This is a genomic window from Maridesulfovibrio ferrireducens (assembly GCF_900101105.1).
GTDB lineage: Bacteria > Desulfobacterota > Desulfovibrionia > Desulfovibrionales > Desulfovibrionaceae > Maridesulfovibrio > Maridesulfovibrio ferrireducens.
Genome location: NZ_FNGA01000002.1, coordinates 717,943 through 738,416 on the forward strand (window position 1 = coordinate 717,943; position 20,474 = coordinate 738,416).

Here is a 20,474-nt window from a genome sequence, read left to right on the forward strand (position 1 = left end):
AAAAATGAGTATATACTCAGCCCATAAAACTAATTTCAAGCCTCTCATTTTATAAGGAGCACCAAATGAAACATACCATATCAGCACTGGTGATAAACAGAGCCGGAGTTCTGGCCGAGTCTTCAGCTGCATTTCAAAAAAACGGCATAAATATAACCTCAATATCCTGCGGTGAGACTGAAAATATGGATGTCTCGAGAATGGTAATATGTGCTGAAGGAAATGATGAGGATCTTGCCAATGTGACAAAAGATCTACAGGCAATGGATTTCGTAATAAAATTAGATGATCTGGCTCGCAGAGATTTTGTAGACCGCGAACTTGTTTTAATAAAAGTAGCAGTCAACAAAGACTCCATGTCACAAATTATGCAAATATTTGAAGTTTTCAGAGCGGACGTAATAGGCATGGGACAAAAAACCATTACAGCTGAGTTGAGCGGAGATCAGGAAAGAGTCGAAGGTCTTATTAAAATGCTCCAGCCTATCGGCATCAAAAGCATGTGCCGCACAGGTATGATTGCTCTGAAAAGAGGCGATGAGTAACTAGTCATATGAATAAATTCATACAGGTACGCCCATGACGATTACTACACTTGACGAAATCATAGAAAAAGTACGCCAACACGGTGTGAAGCCTAAAGTGGCAATAGCTCCTTGCGCTGAAGAATTTGTAATACGATCCGCCCTCGCCGCCTATGAAGAGGGAATTGCTGAACCAATTTTCATCGGCGACCGAGAAAAAACTGATATTGTAGCAAAAAAACATAGCCTGAACATTGATAGTTTCGATTTTTATGAAGAAAACGATGACACCGCCGCTGTAGCAAAAGCTGTTCAACTTTTCAAAGATGGCAAAGCTGCGCTCATTATGAAAGGCCTTGTCAGCACTAGTGTCATATTGAAAGCAATACTAAACAAAGAGACCGGAGTACCGCCAAAAGGTATAATCAGCCATGTTACCGTGTTTGAAGCTCGTGAGGGCGACAGACTGATTTTAATGACCGATGCCGGAGTTAATATTAAGCCGAACCTGCAAAGAAAAGCGGATATTGTCCGCAACGCTCTGCAAGTAGCTCGTAAACTGGGAATCGAAAAACCTAAAGTTGCGATGCTGGCTGCAACAGAAAAAGTTAACTATCCGGCAATGCCTGCGACTCTTGATGCCGACATCCTTTCAAAAATGTCTGCCGACGGAGCCTTCGGTGATGCACTTGTTGCAGGACCTTTAGCTCTTGATCTTGCCATTTCTCCAGCGGCAGCAGCATGCAAAGGGATAACAAATCCCGTTGCCGGCTATGCCGATATACTTTGTACTCCAGACATTGAAAGCGGGAATATCCTATACAAAGCGTTAACAACGATAGCCGGAAAAGCTATGGCAAGCGTTGTCATAGGAAGTGATGTTCCGATAGTGGTTCCTTCCCGTGGAGATTCAGACAGGTCCAAATTTATATCAATAGCTTTGGCTTGTTATTTAGCGGACTACTAAACACAAATAAGAGAAACCTTCTCAACAAATTTCTTTACCTCGTAAGATTCGGAGTATGAATAAACTTATCACCGCACTTTTCCTGGCAATTTTATTCATCTCTGCGCCTGCTTATGCAGGGCAGGAGCTTCTTCTGGCAACAGACTCGTTTCCACCTTACTACTATGAAAAAGACGGAAAACCTCACGGATTATACTGTGATTTAGTAGCCCTGACTTTCGAACAAATGAATATCGCCATAAAACTATCTTTTGTGCCATGGAAGCGGGCTCTTTTTATGGCAAAAAATAATATTTCAAACGGCATTATGGGAATCCTTAAAACTGAGGAGCGGAAAAAGTGGCTGATTTATGCAGAAGAGCCTATTTCAAAAACACAAATTGTAATATTTCACCGCAAAGGGGAAAACTTCCAATATAAGGATCTTGACTCTCTAAAAGGTAAAAGAATAGGAATTGTAAAGGGATACTCTTATGGGGACGCTTTTACGAAAAGCAATATATTCAGTCGGGAAGAAGTCAGTTCTCTGAATTTAAACTTTCGTAAACTTTTGGCAGGAAGAATTGATTTAGTTGCTGGTTTCAAAGCTGTGGGAATCCATACTCTAAACAAAATGAACCTTTCCGACAAAATTTCTTTCAGCCATACTCCTGTTCACCAATCATCTTTGTACCTAGCTTTCGGCCTGAAACCCGGTAATAAAGCATTAGCAATTGAATTCAGCCGAATACTTCGAAAAATAAAAAAATCGCCCGCCTGTATAGAAGCTATGAAAAGAGCCGATTTACCACCTGATACAATCTCTCCATGTAACTAAATTAAATCAACAGTTTTTCATTTGAACAAAATAGATACCTCCCTTGACTTGTTATGCAGTTACAATAATATTGATAATTAGAAAGTATTATTTCCTCAACGAAAAGGTAGGGCCGCATGAAAGCATTGATCATTGCCATCATGTTAACAATTTTATTCATACCGGCACCTTCGATTGCCAAAAAACAACTATCCCTTGTTACTGACTCCTTCCCCCCTCTCTACTATCAGGAAAACGGGGAAAACAAAGGTAGTTACTGCGAATTATTAGATCTCACCTTTAAAGAAATGAAAATCCCATATACCCTCTCCTTTATGCCGTGGGAAAGAGCGTTACGCATGGCTGAAACTCAAAAAACAGATGGAATCCCGGGAACGGCAAAAACCGAAAAACGGAAACGACTGCTGATTTTTCCGGAAGAACCTTTATCAGTTATTGATGTCGTATTATTTTACCGCAAGAATGAAGGATTTCAATTCAATGGAACTTCTTCATTAGCAGGTAAGAAAATCGGTACAATTAATGGATATTCGTATGGAGAAGAATTCGACCAGAGCAACTTGTTTATCAAAGAAGAAGTTAGTTCTTTAAAGCTTAACTTTCTCAAGCTTAAAGCAAAAAGGATAGACCTTGTTATAGCTTATAAAGAAGTCGGCCTGCATACACTGCAAAAATTGAATCTTACTGACCAAATCACTTACAGTCCAACTCCGGTACATAGCTCGGCGTTATATTTAGCCTTTTCCCAAAAACCTGGTCATGGACGTTTAGCAAAAAAATTCAGCCGGGCGCTTCGAAAGATAAAAACGACAGACGCATTCCAAAAAATTATGCAAAAACCCGGATTGCGCACAGCTCCAAAGCCCTCAAAGATTATAAATTAACGAACAGAGTTCGCAAGTCCTCACCCTAGACAAAACGTACAAGTTTACTTTTATCTTTAAAATGAAGGCCCTCATGAAAATATTTCTCATTGCCGTAACGATTGGAATTTTATTCATACCGATACCTTCTATTGCCAAAAGACAAATTTTTCTTGCCACAGAAAATTTTCCACCTCTTTATTATCAGGAGGACGGAAAAAATAAAGGTATTTACTGCGAATTATTAGATCGCACATTCAAGGAAATAAAAATCACGTACAAACTCAGCCTAATGCCATGGAAACGAGCTTTGCGTATGGCTGAAACCCAAAAGTCAGATGGGATTCCGGGAACTGCTAAAAATAAACATCGAAACAGAGTATTGATTTTCCCCGATGAACCTCTATCAGAACTTGAAGTTGTAATATTTCACCGAAAAGGAGAGGACTTCAAATATAATGGAATCTCGTCATTAAAAGGTAAAAAAATAGGAATAATTAAAGGATATACATATGGAGAGGAATTCGACCAAAGTAATTTATTTACTAAAGAGGAAGTGAGTCTTCTTAAACTTAACTTTCTTAAACTTAAGATTAAAAGATTAGATCTTGTTATAGCTTATAAGGTTGTAGCTCTATACACTCTGGAAAAAATGAATCTTACTGATCAATTCTCCTACAGTCCGAATCCCGTCCGTCATGCGGCTATGTACTTAGCTTTTTCACAAAAACCAGGTAATGGACGGTTGGCAAAAAAATTCAGCCGGGCTCTTCAAAAAATAAAGAATACAAAAGAGGTCAAAGAATCGTTTATAAAAGCAGGATTAAATACTGAACCACACTCTACAAATCAATAACCTAGAAATAAAAACGCCCTTGTTGCGAACTTTGAAACAACTAAGCATGGGCCGAAGAACAAAGCACCCACATTCCGGATGCAATCAGTATGACGCCGAGCAACGAACTGAGTGAAACATGCTCGCGATAAAAGAGTATTCCAAGAGGTATGAGACAAAGCGTAACCCCTCCGTTCACCATGATCGGAAGCGTGCCGACACTTGCACCGGCCCTGTAGGTAAACAGCACCCCGATCTCGATTCCGAAAAGAGCCAAACCAAGAAGTAAAACCTGCCAATTCCGCGTGCTTAAAATTTCAGCAATATCTATACGGCCCGCTTGAAAATACATTCCAGCCAGACTGAACAACATCGCCACGCCGTACGCAGAAGCCAAAGAAGCAAACAAACAACCACCTCCTGCAATACTTTTCTGTGCAAGATGGTATATAATTGTAGAGGCGACAACAATCGCGATTGAACCGTAAAGAGCTATCATTCCAATTTCCTTTCAAATAACGTATTAAGACTTCTGCAACTTCAAGAACCAACTGGTACTCTGCTTAATTTAATATGACCACTGAAAGGTATTCATTGCCCGTATGAGCAAAACTAATCTATCCAATCTGGACCTTAACCTTCTGGTAATACTCGACACCGTTTTTACAGAACGTAGTCTCACCCTCGCCGGTAAAAAACTGTTCATGACTCAGTCGGCAATAAGCCATGCCCTTTCAAAACTTCGTGATCATTTTGAAGATCGCATTTTTATCCGGCGCGGAAATAGAATGGACCCGACTCCATTATGTGAAGAACTTCATCAAAACCTATCCCCCTCCTTAAAAAAAATACTTCACTCTCTTGAAGACAGAGGTGAATTTTCCCCCGCAACTTCCAGACGCACATTCTGTCTGGGATTAAGTGACTATCTTTGCAATCTTTTACTGCCAGAAATAATTTCTAAAATTCAAATACAAGCTCCGGGTGTAACGCTCAGAATAGTTCAGGCTACATACGAACAGCGCACCGCTATGCTGCAAAGTGGCAAGTTGGACATCTTCCTCGGCTGTTCACGAGACTATGGAGCCGGAGTATTTAAAGAAAAGCTTTTTGAAGACAGAGAAATTTGCATTTTACGGAAAGATCATCCCATCACCGGAGACGTGATGACTGAGGATGAAATGTCAAAAGCAGAATTTGTCTCCCTTTCCCTTTCCGAATCAGGCTTAGGTTTTCTCGAAGATTTTCTTTATCGCAAAGGAGTTCAAAGAAAAATTAAAGTAGTCGTACAACAGGAAGTTGTAATCCCTTCCCTTGTGAGTTCTTCAAACCTTGTCGGAACTCTAGCTGAAAGACTGGCACAAATTTACTCTCAAATTATGCCTGTCAGAATTATCCGGCTCCCTTTGGAAAATACCGTTTTTGAGATATTTCAACACTGGCATGCAGTCAATGACAATGACCCTGCACACAGATGGATGCGATCAATAATAAATGATGTGGCTAAATCACTGCCAGAATTAACCTCCGACTGACAAAGCACCTAAATTAAACACGCAAACAGTTGTTATAATTTTCATTTTAATATCAACATGACAATAAATCATGTTATAATCTATTGATGTCATCTTGCTTTAATCCTTTTTTATACTTAAAAAGAAAATACAAATATAAAAGTTATTTTGTTCACCATAAGGAGTTTTTATGACGGCTAAAACCCGACTGACCCTATCGATTATTTTAATTTTTATCATGTCGGCGGCGCTCTTTGCTTCTACACTGTCTCCGGCTGCCTCCAAAGGCGGGGCTATGTTTGTTTGGCAAATGTCATTTCTTATCATAGCCATAATAGGATCTATCGTTGCGCTAATCACACTCAATTCCAGCGTTTTCGGTCAACTGAATCTGCTTAGCAAATATGCAAAAGACATTAAAAAAGGCAAACCGAAAACATCTCTTCCAAAGGATCTTGCTGATGAGATTTTAGAAGTAGGTAATGATGTACAGGATGCAATCAAAGCCCTCACGGTAAAAACCGAAGAAAGTAATAAAGCAAAAACAGAACTTGAAACCCGGGCAGCTAAACTTGAACAAGATTTGAAAGAATCGCAAAGTGAACTGAAAGATGTAAAATCGGCCATGGATTCTATTATCAAATCAGCTTCCAATGCACAGGGTATCTCGGGTAAATTGTTTGCTGGAATTGAAGAACTGAGTGCGCAGGTAAATCAAGTCAGCACCGGAATGATAATTCAGCGCGACAGAGTTACTGAAACAGCAACCGCGATGGAAGAAATGAACTGTACGGTACTGGAAGTTGCACAAAACGCTTCCATGGCAGCACAAAGTTCAAGTCAATCTAAAGAAAATGCACAAAGAGGCGCTGACGGTGTTACCACTGCGATCAAGTCCTTCGAACAAATTAAAGGAACCATCCTTAACCTGAAAGTTACAATGAGCGCTCTTGGCGAACAGGCTGACAGCATCGGTCAGATCATGAAAATAATTACCGATATTGCGGACCAGACAAATCTTCTGGCTCTCAATGCGGCAATCGAAGCCGCCCGTGCAGGTGATGCCGGCAGAGGCTTTGCAGTTGTTGCTGACGAAGTCCGCAAACTGGCTGAAAAGACTATGGATGCAACCAAAGGTGTCGGCGAGGCTGTCTCCAAGATACAGGCCAATGCTCGCGAGAACATCAGCGCTGTCGATGCTGCCGCCGAAGAAATTGTTCACTCAACGGAATCCGCAGCAGAATCCGGCAACCTTATGAAAGAAATTGTCGGAATAGTTGACGACACCAACACTCAGGTTGAATCAATCGCAACGGCCAGCGAAGAGCAATCTGCCGCCTCCGAAGAAATTAATATGGCTATCAGTGATGTAGCCAGAGTTTCTCAGGAAACATCAGAAGGAATGTCAAATTCAGCCCATGCCCTTACTGAAATTGCAAGTATAGTTGAAGAGCTTGACTCAATCGTTCAAGGGATTTCGTCCGGACGTGTGGTAGACACCAGTTCCGGTAAAATAGTTGAATGGTCGGACGACTTGTCCGTAAACGTAAGAACCATTGACGAACATCACATGGTTTTGATCAACATGATTAACGATCTCTATCAGGCCATGCGCCAACGCAAGACAGGCTCTAAAGTCACAGATATTGTCGATAAACTGCTTGAGTACACAAAATATCACTTCGGATACGAAGAAAAGATTTTTGATAAGTACAGATACCCTGACAGCGCATCTCATAAAAAGCTTCACCGATCCTTTGAAAACAAAATTGAAGAATTCGGAAATAGTCTGGCATCAGGAAAAGCAACTGTATCTAACGAAGTTATAAGATTCCTAAAAGACTGGCTGGTTAAACACATCATGATTGTTGACCATAAATACTCTGAATTTATGAACGATCATGGTATCCACTAGACTGCCGACAAAGCCTCATTTATAAAAAACAAAAGCCCCTGAAACATATGTTTCAGGGGCTTAATTTTATGAACTAAATCCTGCTTAAAAATAAGCTGACAAACTAATTACTTTAATTTCTTTCCGTCATGCCAAGCCTTGCCAACACATTCACCCACTGACCAATACCTATTATCCGGCATAGTAAGAGTGAAAGGATTCACCTTTTTAATATCAGGAATTCCTTCGGTAAGAACATCATCGTTACACCAAGTAGCAATAACTTCGCCCACAAAAAGAGTGTCGTTGGGTAGCTCGATAGAATCAAAGACCTTACATTCCATGCCCACAGGACAATTAGCTATCACAGGCGCGTTTTCAAGTTCACCTTTATGAACTTCAAACAAATCAGACTTATCAAGTTTACTGCCCGACACCAGCCCGACAAAATCCGTAATCTCGAGCATCTCAATGGAAGGAATGTTTACACTGAATTCCCCGGTTGCTTTAATGGCGGAATTAGAAAAATGTTTTTTTCCCACTGAAATCATCATTAGCGAAGGGTTGTAATTAACCCTTGAAGTCCAAGCCAGTGCCATAAAATTGTTTCGTCCATCCTGACGACACCCCAGAATAGTCTGAGGCATAGGCAAAGTAAAACCTTGAACGCCGATATTAATTTTTTCCATTACAACTCCTTTTATCCACTTTAATGCAACTCAAATTTATATTTTCCCTGCTACAGAAAAAGAAGTAACGAGACAGCCATAACCGCCATGCCGGAGATCAATCCATAAATTGAAAGATGGTGTTCGCCATATTCTTCAGCCGCAGGCAATAACTCATCAAAAGAAATATAAACCATAATCCCTGCAACTCCGGCGAAAATCACTCCGAAAACAGTGTCAGACATAAAAGGCATGAACAAAAGATATCCTACAAGTGCCCCGACAGGCTCGGCAAGACCGGACAAGAAAGAATAGAAAAAAGCTTTTTTCTTGCTACCAGTTGCATAATAGATGGGAACGGAAACAGCAATACCTTCAGGAATATTATGGATTGCAATCGCCACCGCGATGGCAACGCCCAGATGAGGATCTTTAAGCGCGGCAGTAAATGTAGCGAGTCCTTCTGGAAAGTTATGAATGCCGATAGCAATAGCCGACATCATTCCCATTCTTAAAAGTTTAGTCTTACTTTTCCCGGCAAAAAGATCTTCTTCGTTCATTTCCTCAATGCGGTGCATTTCATGAGGATTTTCATAACTGGGAACAAGTTTATCGATTAAGGCAATAAAAAATATCCCTCCGAAAAAGGCCGCAACAGCCGCCCATGTTCCTGCAACAGTCCCCAGATCAGCCTCTAAAGCTGTTTTTGCTTTAACCATGATCTCCATAAAAGAAACGTAGATCATTACTCCTGCTGAAAAGCCCAAGGAAATGGACAAAAAACGGGTATTTGTTTTTTTGGCAAAAAAGGCCAAAGCAGAACCTATACCCGTTGAAAGCCCCGCAAACAGCGTCAATCCTAATGCAAAAGCAACATTTTCCGAAAACATAAACTTCAGCCCCTCTTAATAAATTGCAGGCACAAAGATTTGCGAAACATGTACACCCTCTATTTCAAAGGAGCTTCAACTATAAGAATCATACGCTTACCTAAACTACTGTCCGGATTTGCATCAACAACAGGCTTAAGACCCTCAATGGATGCTATATCCACTTTATTGATTCCCCCTTTGGAGGTTGCATGGCACAGCCAAACATGACCGTCCTTATCAGGAACAATAACCCCTACATGATAATGCAGCAGTTTGTAATTTTTAAAACTCACAGGTTTACTCATGGAAAACAGATAAACATTCCCCGGTGTCATTTTAGAAATGACATCCGCCCACGCTTTGAAATCATGTAATTCAAACCCGCGCAGACTCATCCCGTCACTGCTGGCGATATCCGCAGATTTGCCGAAAGGAAGCATGACTTTACGGTTCATTCCTTCGGTCAGATTCAAAATCACATCATAACCGAAATCCCAATCTTCGCCGATTTCAGCATCAGGTCCGCTATCTGCCAAACGGTCAATCTTCACATCATTTAAAACGTAATCACGTTCAAAAAAGTAGCGGGACGAAGCGACTGTAAAACCACTGCAATTAAGCCCCGGCGAATCAAAACGAGCATTCTGATCGGCAAAAAGAGTAAACTCACCGGATCTGTTGATAGCTCCGTCTGCACGATAAGGAACTCCGACAAAAAACGACAACACCTTATCAGCAGGTGCACCGGCAACGGGACCGTCGGACATTCCAGCCGGCGTGGGTATATTTATTACAGCGCATCCCAAAAAGACTAAAACACTAAACCCGAACAGAGCAGTCAAAAACACTTTTCTTAAATAATCCATTAGTTCTTCCTTGTAATAAAACCGCAACAGTTGTGTTTACTCAGAAACACTCTTATTTTTTTGAACCGCTGCAAGCTTCCTAAATCTATCTATATTATCCTTCGAACCCAAAACTCCGACAAAATCTCCAGACTTAAACTCAAACTCACCTTCAGGATTAATACTGAATTTTCCACCTCTGAGAATTCCTGCAACCGAAACGCCGGTAACAGTCCTTATTCTGCTTCCGGCAAGAGAAAGTCCTATTATACTTGCCCCCTCTTCGGCTTGAATCCAACAAAGTTCAAGGGATTCAGATGCGGCCCTTAAATTTGAGAGCAACTCATGCTTTGGATTCTGCCGCTGAACATCTGTTGTATATCTGTCTCTGCGCATGGAATCCATTACATTTTGAACTTCTGTTGCAGGCAAGCTGAAATGGCGCAATATCTGACGAATCATTTCAAGACTGGTTTCAAATTCAGGCATAATAATATTATGCACGCCTAAATCATTTAGAACCTGTACCTGTTCAGAATTTCTCGAAAGAGCTACAACACGTGTACCGGGAGCGAGCTGTCGCAACCTTTCAAAAACCATACCGGCACCGGCAATCGAAGGGATTGTTATAAGTACCATACGCGCACGCGATACTTCGGCTGCCTTCAGTACAATTTCCTGCGCAGCGTCGCCATAAATAATATTCTGACCTATCTCAACAGCCGCTTCCACCTTATTCGCATTAAGTTCAACAATTACATATGGAATATCTATTCGCTCTAAAACTTCCGCAACGTAGGCCCCGTATCTTCCTCCGCCGAGAACAACTACATGATGATCCAAACCTTCTTTCGGAATATTTACTGTCTGAAGATCGTTACTACCATTACGCTTTCTGAAAAATAAATATATCGGTGATGTAAATGAAGAAAGAATCGGAGTCAGCATCATTGTAAGAATTCCGGTCCCCATGAACAAAGGGAAGTATTCTTTCGGAAAAGAGCCGGAATCTGCACCCTGCTGCAACAATAAAAAGGACAGCTCACCAACCTGAAACATACCGAAACCAAGAGCCAGCGGAATGACATTTCTATATTTAAAAAGGCTCGATATTCCGCCGAAAATAAGCCCCTTACCCACAAGGATACAAAAAGTCAGCAAAAGAACAGTGTCTAAATTATGCCATATATACATCGGATCTATCAGCATCCCTACGGAGGCAAAAAAGACCAGACTGAAAACATCCCGCAGTGGCAGGATGTCACTTAACGCCTGATAAGCATACTTTGATTCACTGAGCACCATACCCGCAACAAATGCCCCGAAAGCAAAGGAGAGCCCCAGCATGTGTGTTGTATAGCCGACTCCGAGGCCGATAGCACTGCAAGTCAGCATAAATGTTTCACGGGAATTCCAGCTTGCTATCATTTTCATCAAAGCAGGAATAATCCGTGTTCCCAGCAAAAACATGGAGGCAAGAAACAATACTGTTTTCAGTGCGGCAAAACCAACCTGTTCCAACCCGAAAGATGGTGATCCCAATTGCGGCATAATAATGAGCATAGGCACCACAACCAGATCCTGAACAACTAGCATTCCAATCATCACCCGACTGGAAAGAGTTCCCACCAATCCCCTACTTTCAAGAGTCTTCAACACGACCATTGTACTGGACAAGGAAATAAAAGCACCGAACCATAAAGAAAGATGTGAATCCCAGCCCATAAGAGAACCGACTCCCCACCCGAATGTCATTGTCAAAATTATCTGGAGTGGTGTTCCTATCAAGGCAACAGCTTTAACAGGCCTGAGTTCTTTGATAGAAAACTCAATACCAAGAGTGAAAAGGAGCAATGCCACTCCTATTTCAGCAAGCATTTCAATATCATGAACATCTGTTACAGTTACGCCGCCTGTATACGGCCCGACAATAACACCTGCAACGATGTAACCAAGCAATAAAGGTTGACGCAATAAGCGAGCAGCAAATCCGCCAAGCAATCCGGCGAGAATAAGTATTACAAGATCAGATGCTATTCCCAAAAAGAACTCCTAATTATGTTCACGCGATGAATTGGAGACAAATTACTCTGCACAATTAACACAAAATCTACTTTCAGGAAGAGCAATCAATCTTGCAAAGGGAATTTTAGCTCCGCACTCCTGACACTCCCCGAAAAAAGGGTCATCATCCAAACGGGTAAGAGCATTTTCAAGTTTCATAATTCTATCAAGAGATTGCGAAATAGAGGACTTGTTAATCCCCTGATTGAGCATTGTATCAAGCCTTGAAAGCCTTCCGATGGCTGCATCAGGTGCCACAGGAGCAACGGTCTCCTTAAGTTCCTCAACCATACGGGTAAGATTCTCAATTTCATTCTTAATCTTTTTCATCAATTCATCTTTTTGATCATCGTTCATTAAAACCTCTCCGATTACCCATCAATTTATACGCCCTGCGATACAGTTGCAAGGATTGCTTAAGATAAAGAAAACCCTCCCGCATTAACAGGAGGGTTTTCTCATCACAAAAACAATTTAAACTTAAATAATTTATTAACTGGACTGAATATCTTCAATCACAGAATTAAGCTTTGATGCCATGGATGCAACTTCCTGAATAGCTTTAGCGGCTTCATCCAGAACCTGCGAAGTCTCCATGGAGATTCTGCTGATATCTTCTGTGGCCCTGTTAATTTCATCACTAGTTGCAGACTGTTGTTCGGCTGCAGTCGCGATGCCTCTGACCTGATCAGCAGCGTTCTCTACCAGATGAACAATTTCAGCGAGAGTCTTACCTGATTCATTAGCCAGCTCACTGCTGCGATGAGCAGAATCGGCTGCATTTTCAGTCGCCTTAATGTTCTCTTTAGTCATATTCTGAATCTTAGTAATAGCTCCGCCGACCTCACTGGTCGCCGCCATGGTATTCTCGGCAAGTTTACGGACTTCATCCGCAACGACCGCGAATCCGCGACCGGCATCACCAGCTCTGGCGGCCTCAATCGCAGCGTTAAGAGCCAGCAGGTTGGTCTGATCAGCTATATCATTAATGACCTTCAATACGTTACCAATTTCCGAAGCTTCCACTCCGAGCTGTTCCATTGAAACTTTAAGAGCATCAGCCTGCCCCTTAACACCTTCAACAGCTTCAATAACGTTGCTCACAATATTTTCACCGTTCTGAGCTTTCGCCTTAGCACTGTCTGCGTCTTCAGCAGCAGTACCTGCGTTACGCGCAACTTCAAGAACGGTTACGTTCATTTCTTCCATCGCAGTGGAGGTCTCGGCGACTCTGTCCCGCTGATCCTCAGCACCTCGACTCGACTGTTCTATCTGAGCCGACAACTCTTCAGCTGCACTGGAGAGATTCTGAGAAATCGCCTCTGCTTCTATTGCAGCATGAGTAATTCTTTCATTCTGAGTCTCAATTTCTTTGGCCTGCTGCCTGATACTTGTCATATCAATCCAGATAGTTACAGAGCCAAGAAGATTTTTATCCATATCATAGAAAGGCGTTGCTGTTATTTGAACATTTTTTATGTTTCCAGCAGCAGTACGATACTCAATCTCCTCTTCTTTCTTTATGCGCTCTTTAAGTGCAACATCAGACAGCGTCACCTTTGTTTCTTCGCGAAAGAAAAACTCTCCAGTAGAAAGTCCTACAACGTCTTCTGGACTATACTTACTCTCAATCAAATCACATAAGTCTTTATTCGTCCAAAGCATTTTAGCGTCAGGACCGACAATTCCACACGGAAGAACCAAGCCGTTAAGCACTCCTTCGGAAAATCCAAGTTTTTCCTTCAACTCGTCGACCATAAGACTGATTTTTTCAGCCAAAATCTCAAATTCGTACTTATAAGAACCCTTGAGTTCAGCTCTAAGATTACCTCCGGCAACTTCACCGGAAAAATCGAGAATATTTGAAACCGGTTTAACAATAAGAAATCTCAAAAGCGCAACCATTATTCCGCTGAGGAGTATAACAACGATCACCCCGGCAACGAGTAGAACATTACGCTGATGTATAGCTGCGGAAGTCAAGTCAGACTCGTATGCGCTTACAACAACCGTCCAGTTGGTAAGAGGAAAAGTTTTGTACTCCATGTACTTCATTCGCCCTTCCCAGTCGTAAGCTTCCCCGCCGTTCTTTGTTTTCAGGATACTCTTGATAAAATCAAACTTCGAAAGATCTTTCAGATATAAATTTTTATCCACAGCATGGGCAATAATTCTTCCCTTGTTGTCAATCATAAAGCTATACCCGTCTTTACCAATTCGGAACGGGTCCACAAACGCAGAAGTAAATCTATCCCATTTAGGGAAAACGCCAACTCCGCCTATAACCTTACCGCTGGCATCGCGAACTGAGTGGGCTATTGCAAAAATGAGAATTCCGCCGCCACTCTTCGATTGTAAAATTTCATCTGCAATAAAAAAATCTCTCCCGGATAAAATCGTTTTCACATAACCACGGGATGACCTATCTGCCCCGGCCATGCTTTCGCCTTTGGCGTTATACCCGGTGACAACCTTTCCGTTCGCATCAAAAAGAAACGCAGCCCAATAATCTTTAGACGCTCCCATAAGAGACTTTAAAAGGTTATCAGAACTCCTAGAACTTCCCCCGGAAAGAGCTTCTACGGAATTAGGGTCATTTCCTATCATCTTAACAACATCAGAAGTCTGCCCCATGTAAAGTTCAAGAGCACTTATAGACTCATCAACCATGCTGAGCATTGAATGTCTTTGCTCTTTAAAGACTGCATCATAAGTACTGCTTGTCACCCACCACACACAAACTGAAAAAGTTGTTGCGACGAGGGCAAACACGATAATAGTCATTACCGTATTAATGCTCTTAACTTTCATAAGACGCTCTCTTTGTTATATTCTTGTTACAGCAATTCTTCCGCCACCGAGTCTAAAGTTATTAAACAATAACATATAAACAAAACTCAACACAATAATTATATAGCATAAAATTAGCATGATGCCTTATAAAAAGAACAATAGAGAGAACTATAACATAAAAAGATTAAACTTCTATTAATTTCTGAGTTTTCACTTAATTAAAATAGATTTCACTCTCATTTACTGCATATGCCGAATTATTTATCCGGGCATCCATCTTAATCCTTCATTGCTTACTAGCTGTTTTTCTGACAAAAGAAGAGTCTTCGAAACGTTTATTTAAAGAGGTAATTAAAAATGAGTACCGAACCTGATAAGATCATTTATTCGATGGTCAGGGTCAGCAAATATTTTGACAAGAAGCCGATCCTTAAAGATATCTCTCTTTCATATTTCTATGGCGCCAAAATCGGCGTGCTGGGACTGAACGGTTCCGGTAAAAGTTCACTCCTAAAAATATTGGCTGGAGTTGACGAAAGCTTTGAAGGCGAAACCCATGTTTCAGCAGGTTACACAATAGGTTTCCTTGAGCAGGAACCTCTGATTGATGAAACCCGTACAGTCCGTGAAGTCGTTGAAGAAGGTGTCGCAAGCATCACAGCACTTGTTAACGAGTTTAACGAGATCAACGCTAAATTTGCTGAACCAATGGAACCTGACGAAATGGATGCCCTGCTGGACAAGCAGGCTAATGTTCAGGAAAAAATGGATGCGTGCGGAGCTTGGGATATTGATTCCAGACTCGAAATGGCAATGGACGCACTGCGATGCCCTCCGGGTGACACGCCTGTGTCAGTTATTTCCGGTGGTGAAAAACGCCGTGTAGCTCTCTGCCGTCTACTTCTTCAGGAACCTGATATTCTTCTTCTTGACGAACCGACCAACCATCTTGACGCTGAATCAGTCGCATGGCTTGAAAGACATCTGCAAAATTATGCAGGAACAATCATTGCCGTAACCCATGACCGTTACTTCCTCGACAACGTCGCAGGATGGATTCTGGAACTGGACAGAGGCCGTGGTATTCCATGGAAAGGCAACTACTCTTCATGGCTTGAACAGAAAGAAAAACGACTCTCCAACGAAGCAAAAACTGACGATAAAAGAATAAAAGCTCTTGCCAGCGAACTTGAATGGATACGCATGTCTCCCAAAGGACGACATGCAAAAAGCAAAGCTCGAGTTAAGGCATACGAAGAACTCGCAAATCAAGATTCCAATGAACGGGCAAAAGATCTTGAGCTTTACATTCCACCGGGACCACGTCTTGGTAAGAAAGTTATCGAAGCAAAAGGAATCCGCAAACAGGCCGGAGATAAACTACTTGTCGATGACGTGAACTTTATCATTCCTGCGGGTGCAATAGTTGGTATTATCGGCCCTAACGGAGCCGGTAAAACAACACTTTTCAAAATGATCACCGGACAGGAAAAACCTGACGCAGGCGAAATGTCTGTCGGGGAAACTGTCATGGTTACTCATGTGGACCAGCACCGTGATGCTCTTGATCCAGACAAAACAGTTTATGAAGTTATTTCCGGCGGTAATGAATTCATTAAACTTGGTGACCGGGAAATTAATGCGCGCGCATATGTTGGAAAATTCAATCTGACCGGTTCTGAACAGCAGAAAAAATGTTCTGTTCTCTCCGGTGGAGAAAGAAGCCGCGTTCATCTTGCACTCATGCTGCAGGAAGGCGGAAACGTACTCCTCCTTGATGAACCTACCAACGACCTTGATGTTAACACAATGCGCTCCCTTGAAGAAGGTCTGTCCAACTTCAGCGGCTGCGTACTGGTAATCAGCCATGACCGCTGGTTCCTCGACCGCATCGCTACACATATTCTTGCTTTTGAAGGAGATTCTTCGACATTTTGGTTCGAAGGCTCATACTCTGAATATGAAGAAGACAAAAAGAAAAGACTTGGTAAAGACGCTGACCAGCCTCATCGCATCAAGTACCGCAAACTTACCCGTTAAGTATTTGCTCTCAGCTTAAATTGAAACGGCCCTCATAAATATAATTTTATGAGGGCCGTTTTTTGTAATTTGAATAATCTCTTTATGATCCAATCTTATCCACAATCCCATTACGTAATGTAACAGTGACAACCCCTTTATCATAACTTTCAATTGGAACAACACACGACCATTTTTCAACTATAATATCATTTTCAACAGAATATGATTCCATCTCCCACTGATACCGTGAAACCGTTTTCATTTTACCAAAATATTTAGAAAGAGACTCTTCACATCTTTTCGGTAATGCAACACAAGACCTCCAAAGATAAAGACTGCCACATAAAATCTTGTTGTCTAAAGAGCCAAGGCTGACTTCTTGATCATAATTCGCTTCCAGCTTTGCACAATCTTTATTCACATCTGCAAAAGTGTGTTCGATTAAGTTTTCATCATCCTTCACAACTTTTACTGAATGGAATTTTTGGGGCGCAACATGTCCAAAATATTGAAATTCAAACAAGGATTTGTTTTGGATATCTTCAAACTCCAGCTTAAGTAATGGAATTTTGCCACGATCCTGAAGAAGATCCATGGATTTAAAAAGAAGCTCACCCATCTCTGATGGAATTATCAACTCGTGAACAGGTTCAAACTTATCATCAAGCAGAACAGAAAGAAGATAAAGAACAGGTTTTTCAAAACTTAATGAGGTCAATCCGGCTGGATACATTTGCGTTTTCCTTATTAAAATTTACTAATCTGATTAGTGCATGGCATCATTTTTTTAAGAATTACCCTGTTGTCCTCGCAAATGGAAGAATGAATCAAACTACGCACTGAATTAATTATAAAAAACACATTAACCTTGATTCAGTTTCGTTTGCACTTCCTCTTTTTAACAATTATCGTATCAAAAATTAAACATCTCGAAGACATGACGGAGTACTCCAATTTGCTTGAACGACTTGATAACGAAATCTATTTAAAGAATGTCCAGCTCGAAGGTTATGATGTTCGCGGCGCCCTGATTTTAGGCTCTGAGAAAGCTGTAATTTTCGACACTCTTTCCCGTCCGGAGGACATGCTTGAATATGAAGAACTTATCGGGGATCGTGAATTAATCATCATCTACAGCCATGCTGACTGGGATCATATATGGGGAACTGCGGGGCTTAAGATGTCTATCAAATCAATCATTGCCCACAGTTCGTGTCTTGCCAGATTTTCAAAGGATGTACCTGAAACATTAAAGGAATATAAAAAAAATCAACCCGAATTATATAACTCAGTTGAATTGATTCCCCCTGATACTGTTTTTGATTCTGAGATGAAAATAGACCTCGGTGGAATCACAATTCAACTTTCACAGCTTTCGGGACACACCGAAGATTCCATAGTCGGATTTATCCCGGAAAAGGGAATCCTTTTAGCGGGTGATGCGGTTGAAACTCCCTTCCCCTGCATCAACAAAAATTCTCCGATAGCAAACTGGATTTCCGAACTTGAAAAATGGGTGGGTAATAAAGATCTTAAGATTGTTATACCGGCTCACGGCAAAGTAAGTGGACCTGAAATAATAAGTAAAAATTTACAATATCTTAAAAGTCTTCTTAATAAAGATAAGATTGAAATATCTGCGTCCTTAAGCTCTTTCTATAAAGAAACTCACTTAGAAAATATGGCCTTCGCCTCTGAACAAAATAAACGCCGATAAGAAATCATATCTCTATTTACAGACATCATCACTGAAATCATCCTGACCGATTCTTTTCAATCCTTCATTAAAAATACGGGCAAGAGCACATCCTTTCCCATCTTTTCTGAAACAAACATGCAACCTGTTCATGCCAATCACTTTATTAAAAAAGGTCAACTCAGAGCGGTACTTGGTAAGTTTCGGCTTTGACATTGAAATATAATCATAAACATTACAATCAACGACAGCCCCGCGAATACGTCCTTTTATTAATTTTTTTATATTACTTTCATCAGTCGACGCATAATCAATATTCATACTTCCACTAAGAACTAAGGCATCAAGTTCAGCAGTATTAGTATAACCGGAAACAAGGCCTATTTTATATTTAGCAAGGTCTTGAAAAGTATCCCAGAATATCGGTCTTTTTTTACTCATCAAAACCCCGAGAGGGCTGCATCCTATGCTTTCAGAAAAGATAAATTCCTCTGCCGTTTCTTTTGAATAATATTCCGGAAAATAGCCCATTATATCTTTATTCTTCTGCACACTACGAATCGCTCTTTTCCAAGGTGCAAATCTAAATTCAACCTTATATCCCATTGCAGCGAAAGCAGCACTCACACGTTTTGAACTTCTCCCCTTATCCGGCAGGTTCTCCCCAGTATATGGAGGCCACTCCAAGGAGCTGAGAATAACCACTTTCTCACCAGCCCACGCTGATCCGACAAAAAGAAAACTGCACACCAGAGAACACGCAAAAATCTTAACAATTAATGCTAAACGTACATTATCCTTCAATTTCGACTTAACTAATTTCCAGCTAAACAATAAATTTTTCACTCAAAACACCTGCTCATAATACTTTTAAGAATAATCTATACATCATTTATTTCTACTTCATTACGAAAAGCTATATCTTGCCTATTATTACTCACTACCGATTGTTTTTAAAATATAATCTTTACACTTAGAATATTGTTCAGCTATTAGAATTCAATAAAGAATATAACCATTGCCACACTTAAAACACAATTAAAAAAGGTGTCTTATGCTAAAAAAGATCTCAATCATAAATGTTTTATTTTTACTTCTTTTATGCACGATCACAACAGCGGGTCATTGTGCAGATCAGACAAGAATTGATCCTGATTACTCTATATCCGACAACTGGCTTACTCTTCCCGCTTCCATAGATAAAAATATCGATGTCTTTTGGGTATACCCGACAGTTTACACAGGAAAAGCCCCCATTGCTTCCATAAATGATTCCCAAATGCGTGACGGAGCAAAACTGACTCTCCGCACTCAAGCGGCTGTATTCAAGGATAGTGCAAATATTTTTGCCCCACTATACAGACAAGCCAACATGTCCATTCTGGGACAGGATAACCTTCATAAAGATCAATTTCTAAATGTGGGTAAATCTGATGTCCGCGCAGCATTCAATCATTATTTACGGGAATTTAACAACGGACGGCCTTTTATTCTAGCCTCACATAGTCAGGGTTCCGTTATTGTTACCGCATTAATGAAAGAATTGATGGAGAATCCTGATCTTCGCGACAAGTTGGTTGCAGCATACGCGATCGGCTGGGGAATTACTCAAGATGATTTAAACAACTTCACATTCCTTAAAGTCTGCGAAAAGGCAGACCAAACCGGATGTATTGTGACCTATAACTGTGTAGCGGATGGATATCAGAAAGCGGCTCCGACTATTCTGCCGGGAACTCTTGTTGTTAACCCGCTTGACTGGACTACAAATTCTGAAAAAGTTTCTGCGGATAAAAACAAAGGCGCTGTTTTTTTCGACAAAGACGGTATTAAATCGGAAACAATCCCGAACTACTGCTCAGCTGAAATTAAAGACGGCGGACTTGTTGTTGATATGAAGAATACAGCACCAATGAAACGTATGCCCTTCGGAGAAGGTGTATACCATGTTTATGACTACTCCTTGTTCTTCGATAATTTAAAAGCCAACGTGGCGGAAAGAATCAAGGCTTATCAAAAAGACCATAAATAACAAAGAAAAAGACCGATACCTCAAAAAGATATCGGTCTTATTTATGCTGCGATTTACCAATTCTACAA

The 20,474-nt window shown here is 41.0% G+C and carries 19 protein-coding genes; 10 read left to right on the forward strand and 9 right to left on the reverse strand.

Features of this window, described 5'->3' with window-relative positions:
• Window positions 1-65: 65 nt before the first annotated feature.
• The 5 genes from ilvN (at window position 66) to BLT41_RS08085 (ending at window position 4,027) form a co-directional block, all read left to right on the forward strand.
• Entirely contained in the window at window positions 66-545 is a 480-nt protein-coding gene (gene ilvN, locus BLT41_RS08065; RefSeq protein WP_092159963.1) for an acetolactate synthase small subunit, read from the forward strand.
• 34 nt (window positions 546-579) lie between these two features.
• The gene (locus BLT41_RS08070) at window positions 580-1,491 is read left to right on the forward strand and encodes a bifunctional enoyl-CoA hydratase/phosphate acetyltransferase (protein ID WP_092159965.1); all 912 of its coding nucleotides are present in this window, start codon (window positions 580-582) and stop codon (window positions 1,489-1,491) included.
• A gap of 55 nt (window positions 1,492-1,546) precedes the next feature.
• The gene (locus BLT41_RS08075; RefSeq protein WP_092159967.1) at window positions 1,547-2,308 is read left to right on the forward strand and encodes a substrate-binding periplasmic protein; all 762 of its coding nucleotides are present in this window, start codon (window positions 1,547-1,549) and stop codon (window positions 2,306-2,308) included.
• A gap of 116 nt (window positions 2,309-2,424) precedes the next feature.
• Window positions 2,425-3,192: a substrate-binding periplasmic protein gene (locus BLT41_RS08080; protein ID WP_092159969.1), complete on the forward strand. Its 768-nt coding sequence runs from the start codon at window positions 2,425-2,427 to the stop codon at window positions 3,190-3,192.
• A 73-nt stretch (window positions 3,193-3,265) separates the two neighbouring features.
• The gene (locus tag BLT41_RS08085; protein ID WP_170830337.1) at window positions 3,266-4,027 is read left to right on the forward strand and encodes a substrate-binding periplasmic protein; all 762 of its coding nucleotides are present in this window, start codon (window positions 3,266-3,268) and stop codon (window positions 4,025-4,027) included.
• A gap of 40 nt (window positions 4,028-4,067) precedes the next feature.
• On the opposite strand, the gene BLT41_RS08090 is transcribed toward BLT41_RS08085, so the two are convergent.
• Window positions 4,068-4,505 (reverse strand): hypothetical protein, encoded by a 438-nt coding sequence (locus tag BLT41_RS08090; RefSeq protein ID WP_092159973.1) that lies wholly within the window; start codon window positions 4,503-4,505, stop codon window positions 4,068-4,070.
• Window positions 4,506-4,608: 103 nt separating this feature from the next.
• Here BLT41_RS08090 and BLT41_RS08095 point away from each other — a divergent pair, with 103 nt between their 5' ends.
• Both BLT41_RS08095 and BLT41_RS08100 read left to right on the forward strand, forming a co-directional pair.
• Window positions 4,609-5,541, forward strand: coding sequence for a LysR family transcriptional regulator (locus tag BLT41_RS08095; protein WP_092159975.1), 933 nt, complete (start codon window positions 4,609-4,611; stop codon window positions 5,539-5,541).
• 169 nt (window positions 5,542-5,710) lie between these two features.
• Window positions 5,711-7,435 carry a bacteriohemerythrin gene (locus BLT41_RS08100; protein WP_092159977.1) on the forward strand — a complete coding sequence of 575 codons (1,725 nt, stop codon included), beginning with the start codon at window positions 5,711-5,713 and terminating at the stop codon, window positions 7,433-7,435.
• Between the two features lie 107 nt (window positions 7,436-7,542).
• On the opposite strand, the gene BLT41_RS08105 is transcribed toward BLT41_RS08100, so the two are convergent.
• The 6 genes from BLT41_RS08105 to BLT41_RS08130 all read right to left on the reverse strand — a co-directional run bounded on the left by BLT41_RS08105 (window position 7,543) and on the right by BLT41_RS08130 (window position 14,674).
• A complete protein-coding gene (locus BLT41_RS08105; protein ID WP_092159978.1) occupies window positions 7,543-8,103 on the reverse strand; it encodes a flavin reductase family protein in 561 nt (186 codons plus the stop codon).
• A 50-nt stretch (window positions 8,104-8,153) separates the two neighbouring features.
• Window positions 8,154-8,972, reverse strand: coding sequence for a zinc transporter ZupT (gene zupT, locus BLT41_RS08110; protein WP_092159980.1), 819 nt, complete (start codon window positions 8,970-8,972; stop codon window positions 8,154-8,156).
• Window positions 8,973-9,031: 59 nt separating this feature from the next.
• Window positions 9,032-9,820, reverse strand: a complete 789-nt coding sequence (locus tag BLT41_RS08115; RefSeq protein WP_092159988.1) for a hypothetical protein — start codon at window positions 9,818-9,820, stop codon at window positions 9,032-9,034.
• Window positions 9,821-9,856: 36 nt separating this feature from the next.
• Window positions 9,857-11,842 (reverse strand): monovalent cation:proton antiporter family protein, encoded by a 1,986-nt coding sequence (locus BLT41_RS08120; protein ID WP_092159990.1) that lies wholly within the window; start codon window positions 11,840-11,842, stop codon window positions 9,857-9,859.
• 42 nt (window positions 11,843-11,884) lie between these two features.
• Entirely contained in the window at window positions 11,885-12,220 is a 336-nt protein-coding gene (locus tag BLT41_RS08125) for a TraR/DksA family transcriptional regulator (protein ID WP_092159991.1), read from the reverse strand.
• A gap of 135 nt (window positions 12,221-12,355) precedes the next feature.
• A complete protein-coding gene (locus BLT41_RS08130) occupies window positions 12,356-14,674 on the reverse strand; it encodes a methyl-accepting chemotaxis protein (protein WP_092159992.1) in 2,319 nt (772 codons plus the stop codon).
• A gap of 339 nt (window positions 14,675-15,013) precedes the next feature.
• Here BLT41_RS08130 and ettA point away from each other — a divergent pair, with 339 nt between their 5' ends.
• Entirely contained in the window at window positions 15,014-16,696 is a 1,683-nt protein-coding gene (gene ettA, locus BLT41_RS08135; RefSeq protein WP_092159993.1) for an energy-dependent translational throttle protein EttA, read from the forward strand.
• An 82-nt stretch (window positions 16,697-16,778) separates the two neighbouring features.
• On the opposite strand, the gene BLT41_RS08140 is transcribed toward ettA, so the two are convergent.
• Complete coding sequence (locus tag BLT41_RS08140) at window positions 16,779-17,411, reverse strand: hypothetical protein (RefSeq protein WP_092159994.1); 633 nt, start codon at window positions 17,409-17,411, stop codon at window positions 16,779-16,781.
• A gap of 222 nt (window positions 17,412-17,633) precedes the next feature.
• On the opposite strand from BLT41_RS08140, the gene BLT41_RS08145 reads away from it, so the two are divergent.
• Window positions 17,634-18,395 carry an MBL fold metallo-hydrolase gene (locus BLT41_RS08145; RefSeq protein WP_170830338.1) on the forward strand — a complete coding sequence of 254 codons (762 nt, stop codon included), beginning with the start codon at window positions 17,634-17,636 and terminating at the stop codon, window positions 18,393-18,395.
• Between the two features lie 12 nt (window positions 18,396-18,407).
• Here BLT41_RS08145 and BLT41_RS08150 read toward each other — a convergent pair whose 3' ends face one another.
• Window positions 18,408-19,220, reverse strand: a complete 813-nt coding sequence (locus tag BLT41_RS08150; protein WP_092159996.1) for a substrate-binding periplasmic protein — start codon at window positions 19,218-19,220, stop codon at window positions 18,408-18,410.
• A gap of 208 nt (window positions 19,221-19,428) precedes the next feature.
• Here BLT41_RS08150 and BLT41_RS08155 point away from each other — a divergent pair, with 208 nt between their 5' ends.
• Window positions 19,429-20,406 (forward strand): DUF3089 domain-containing protein, encoded by a 978-nt coding sequence (locus BLT41_RS08155; RefSeq protein ID WP_092159997.1) that lies wholly within the window; start codon window positions 19,429-19,431, stop codon window positions 20,404-20,406.
• The last annotated feature ends 68 nt before the right edge of the window (window positions 20,407-20,474 follow it).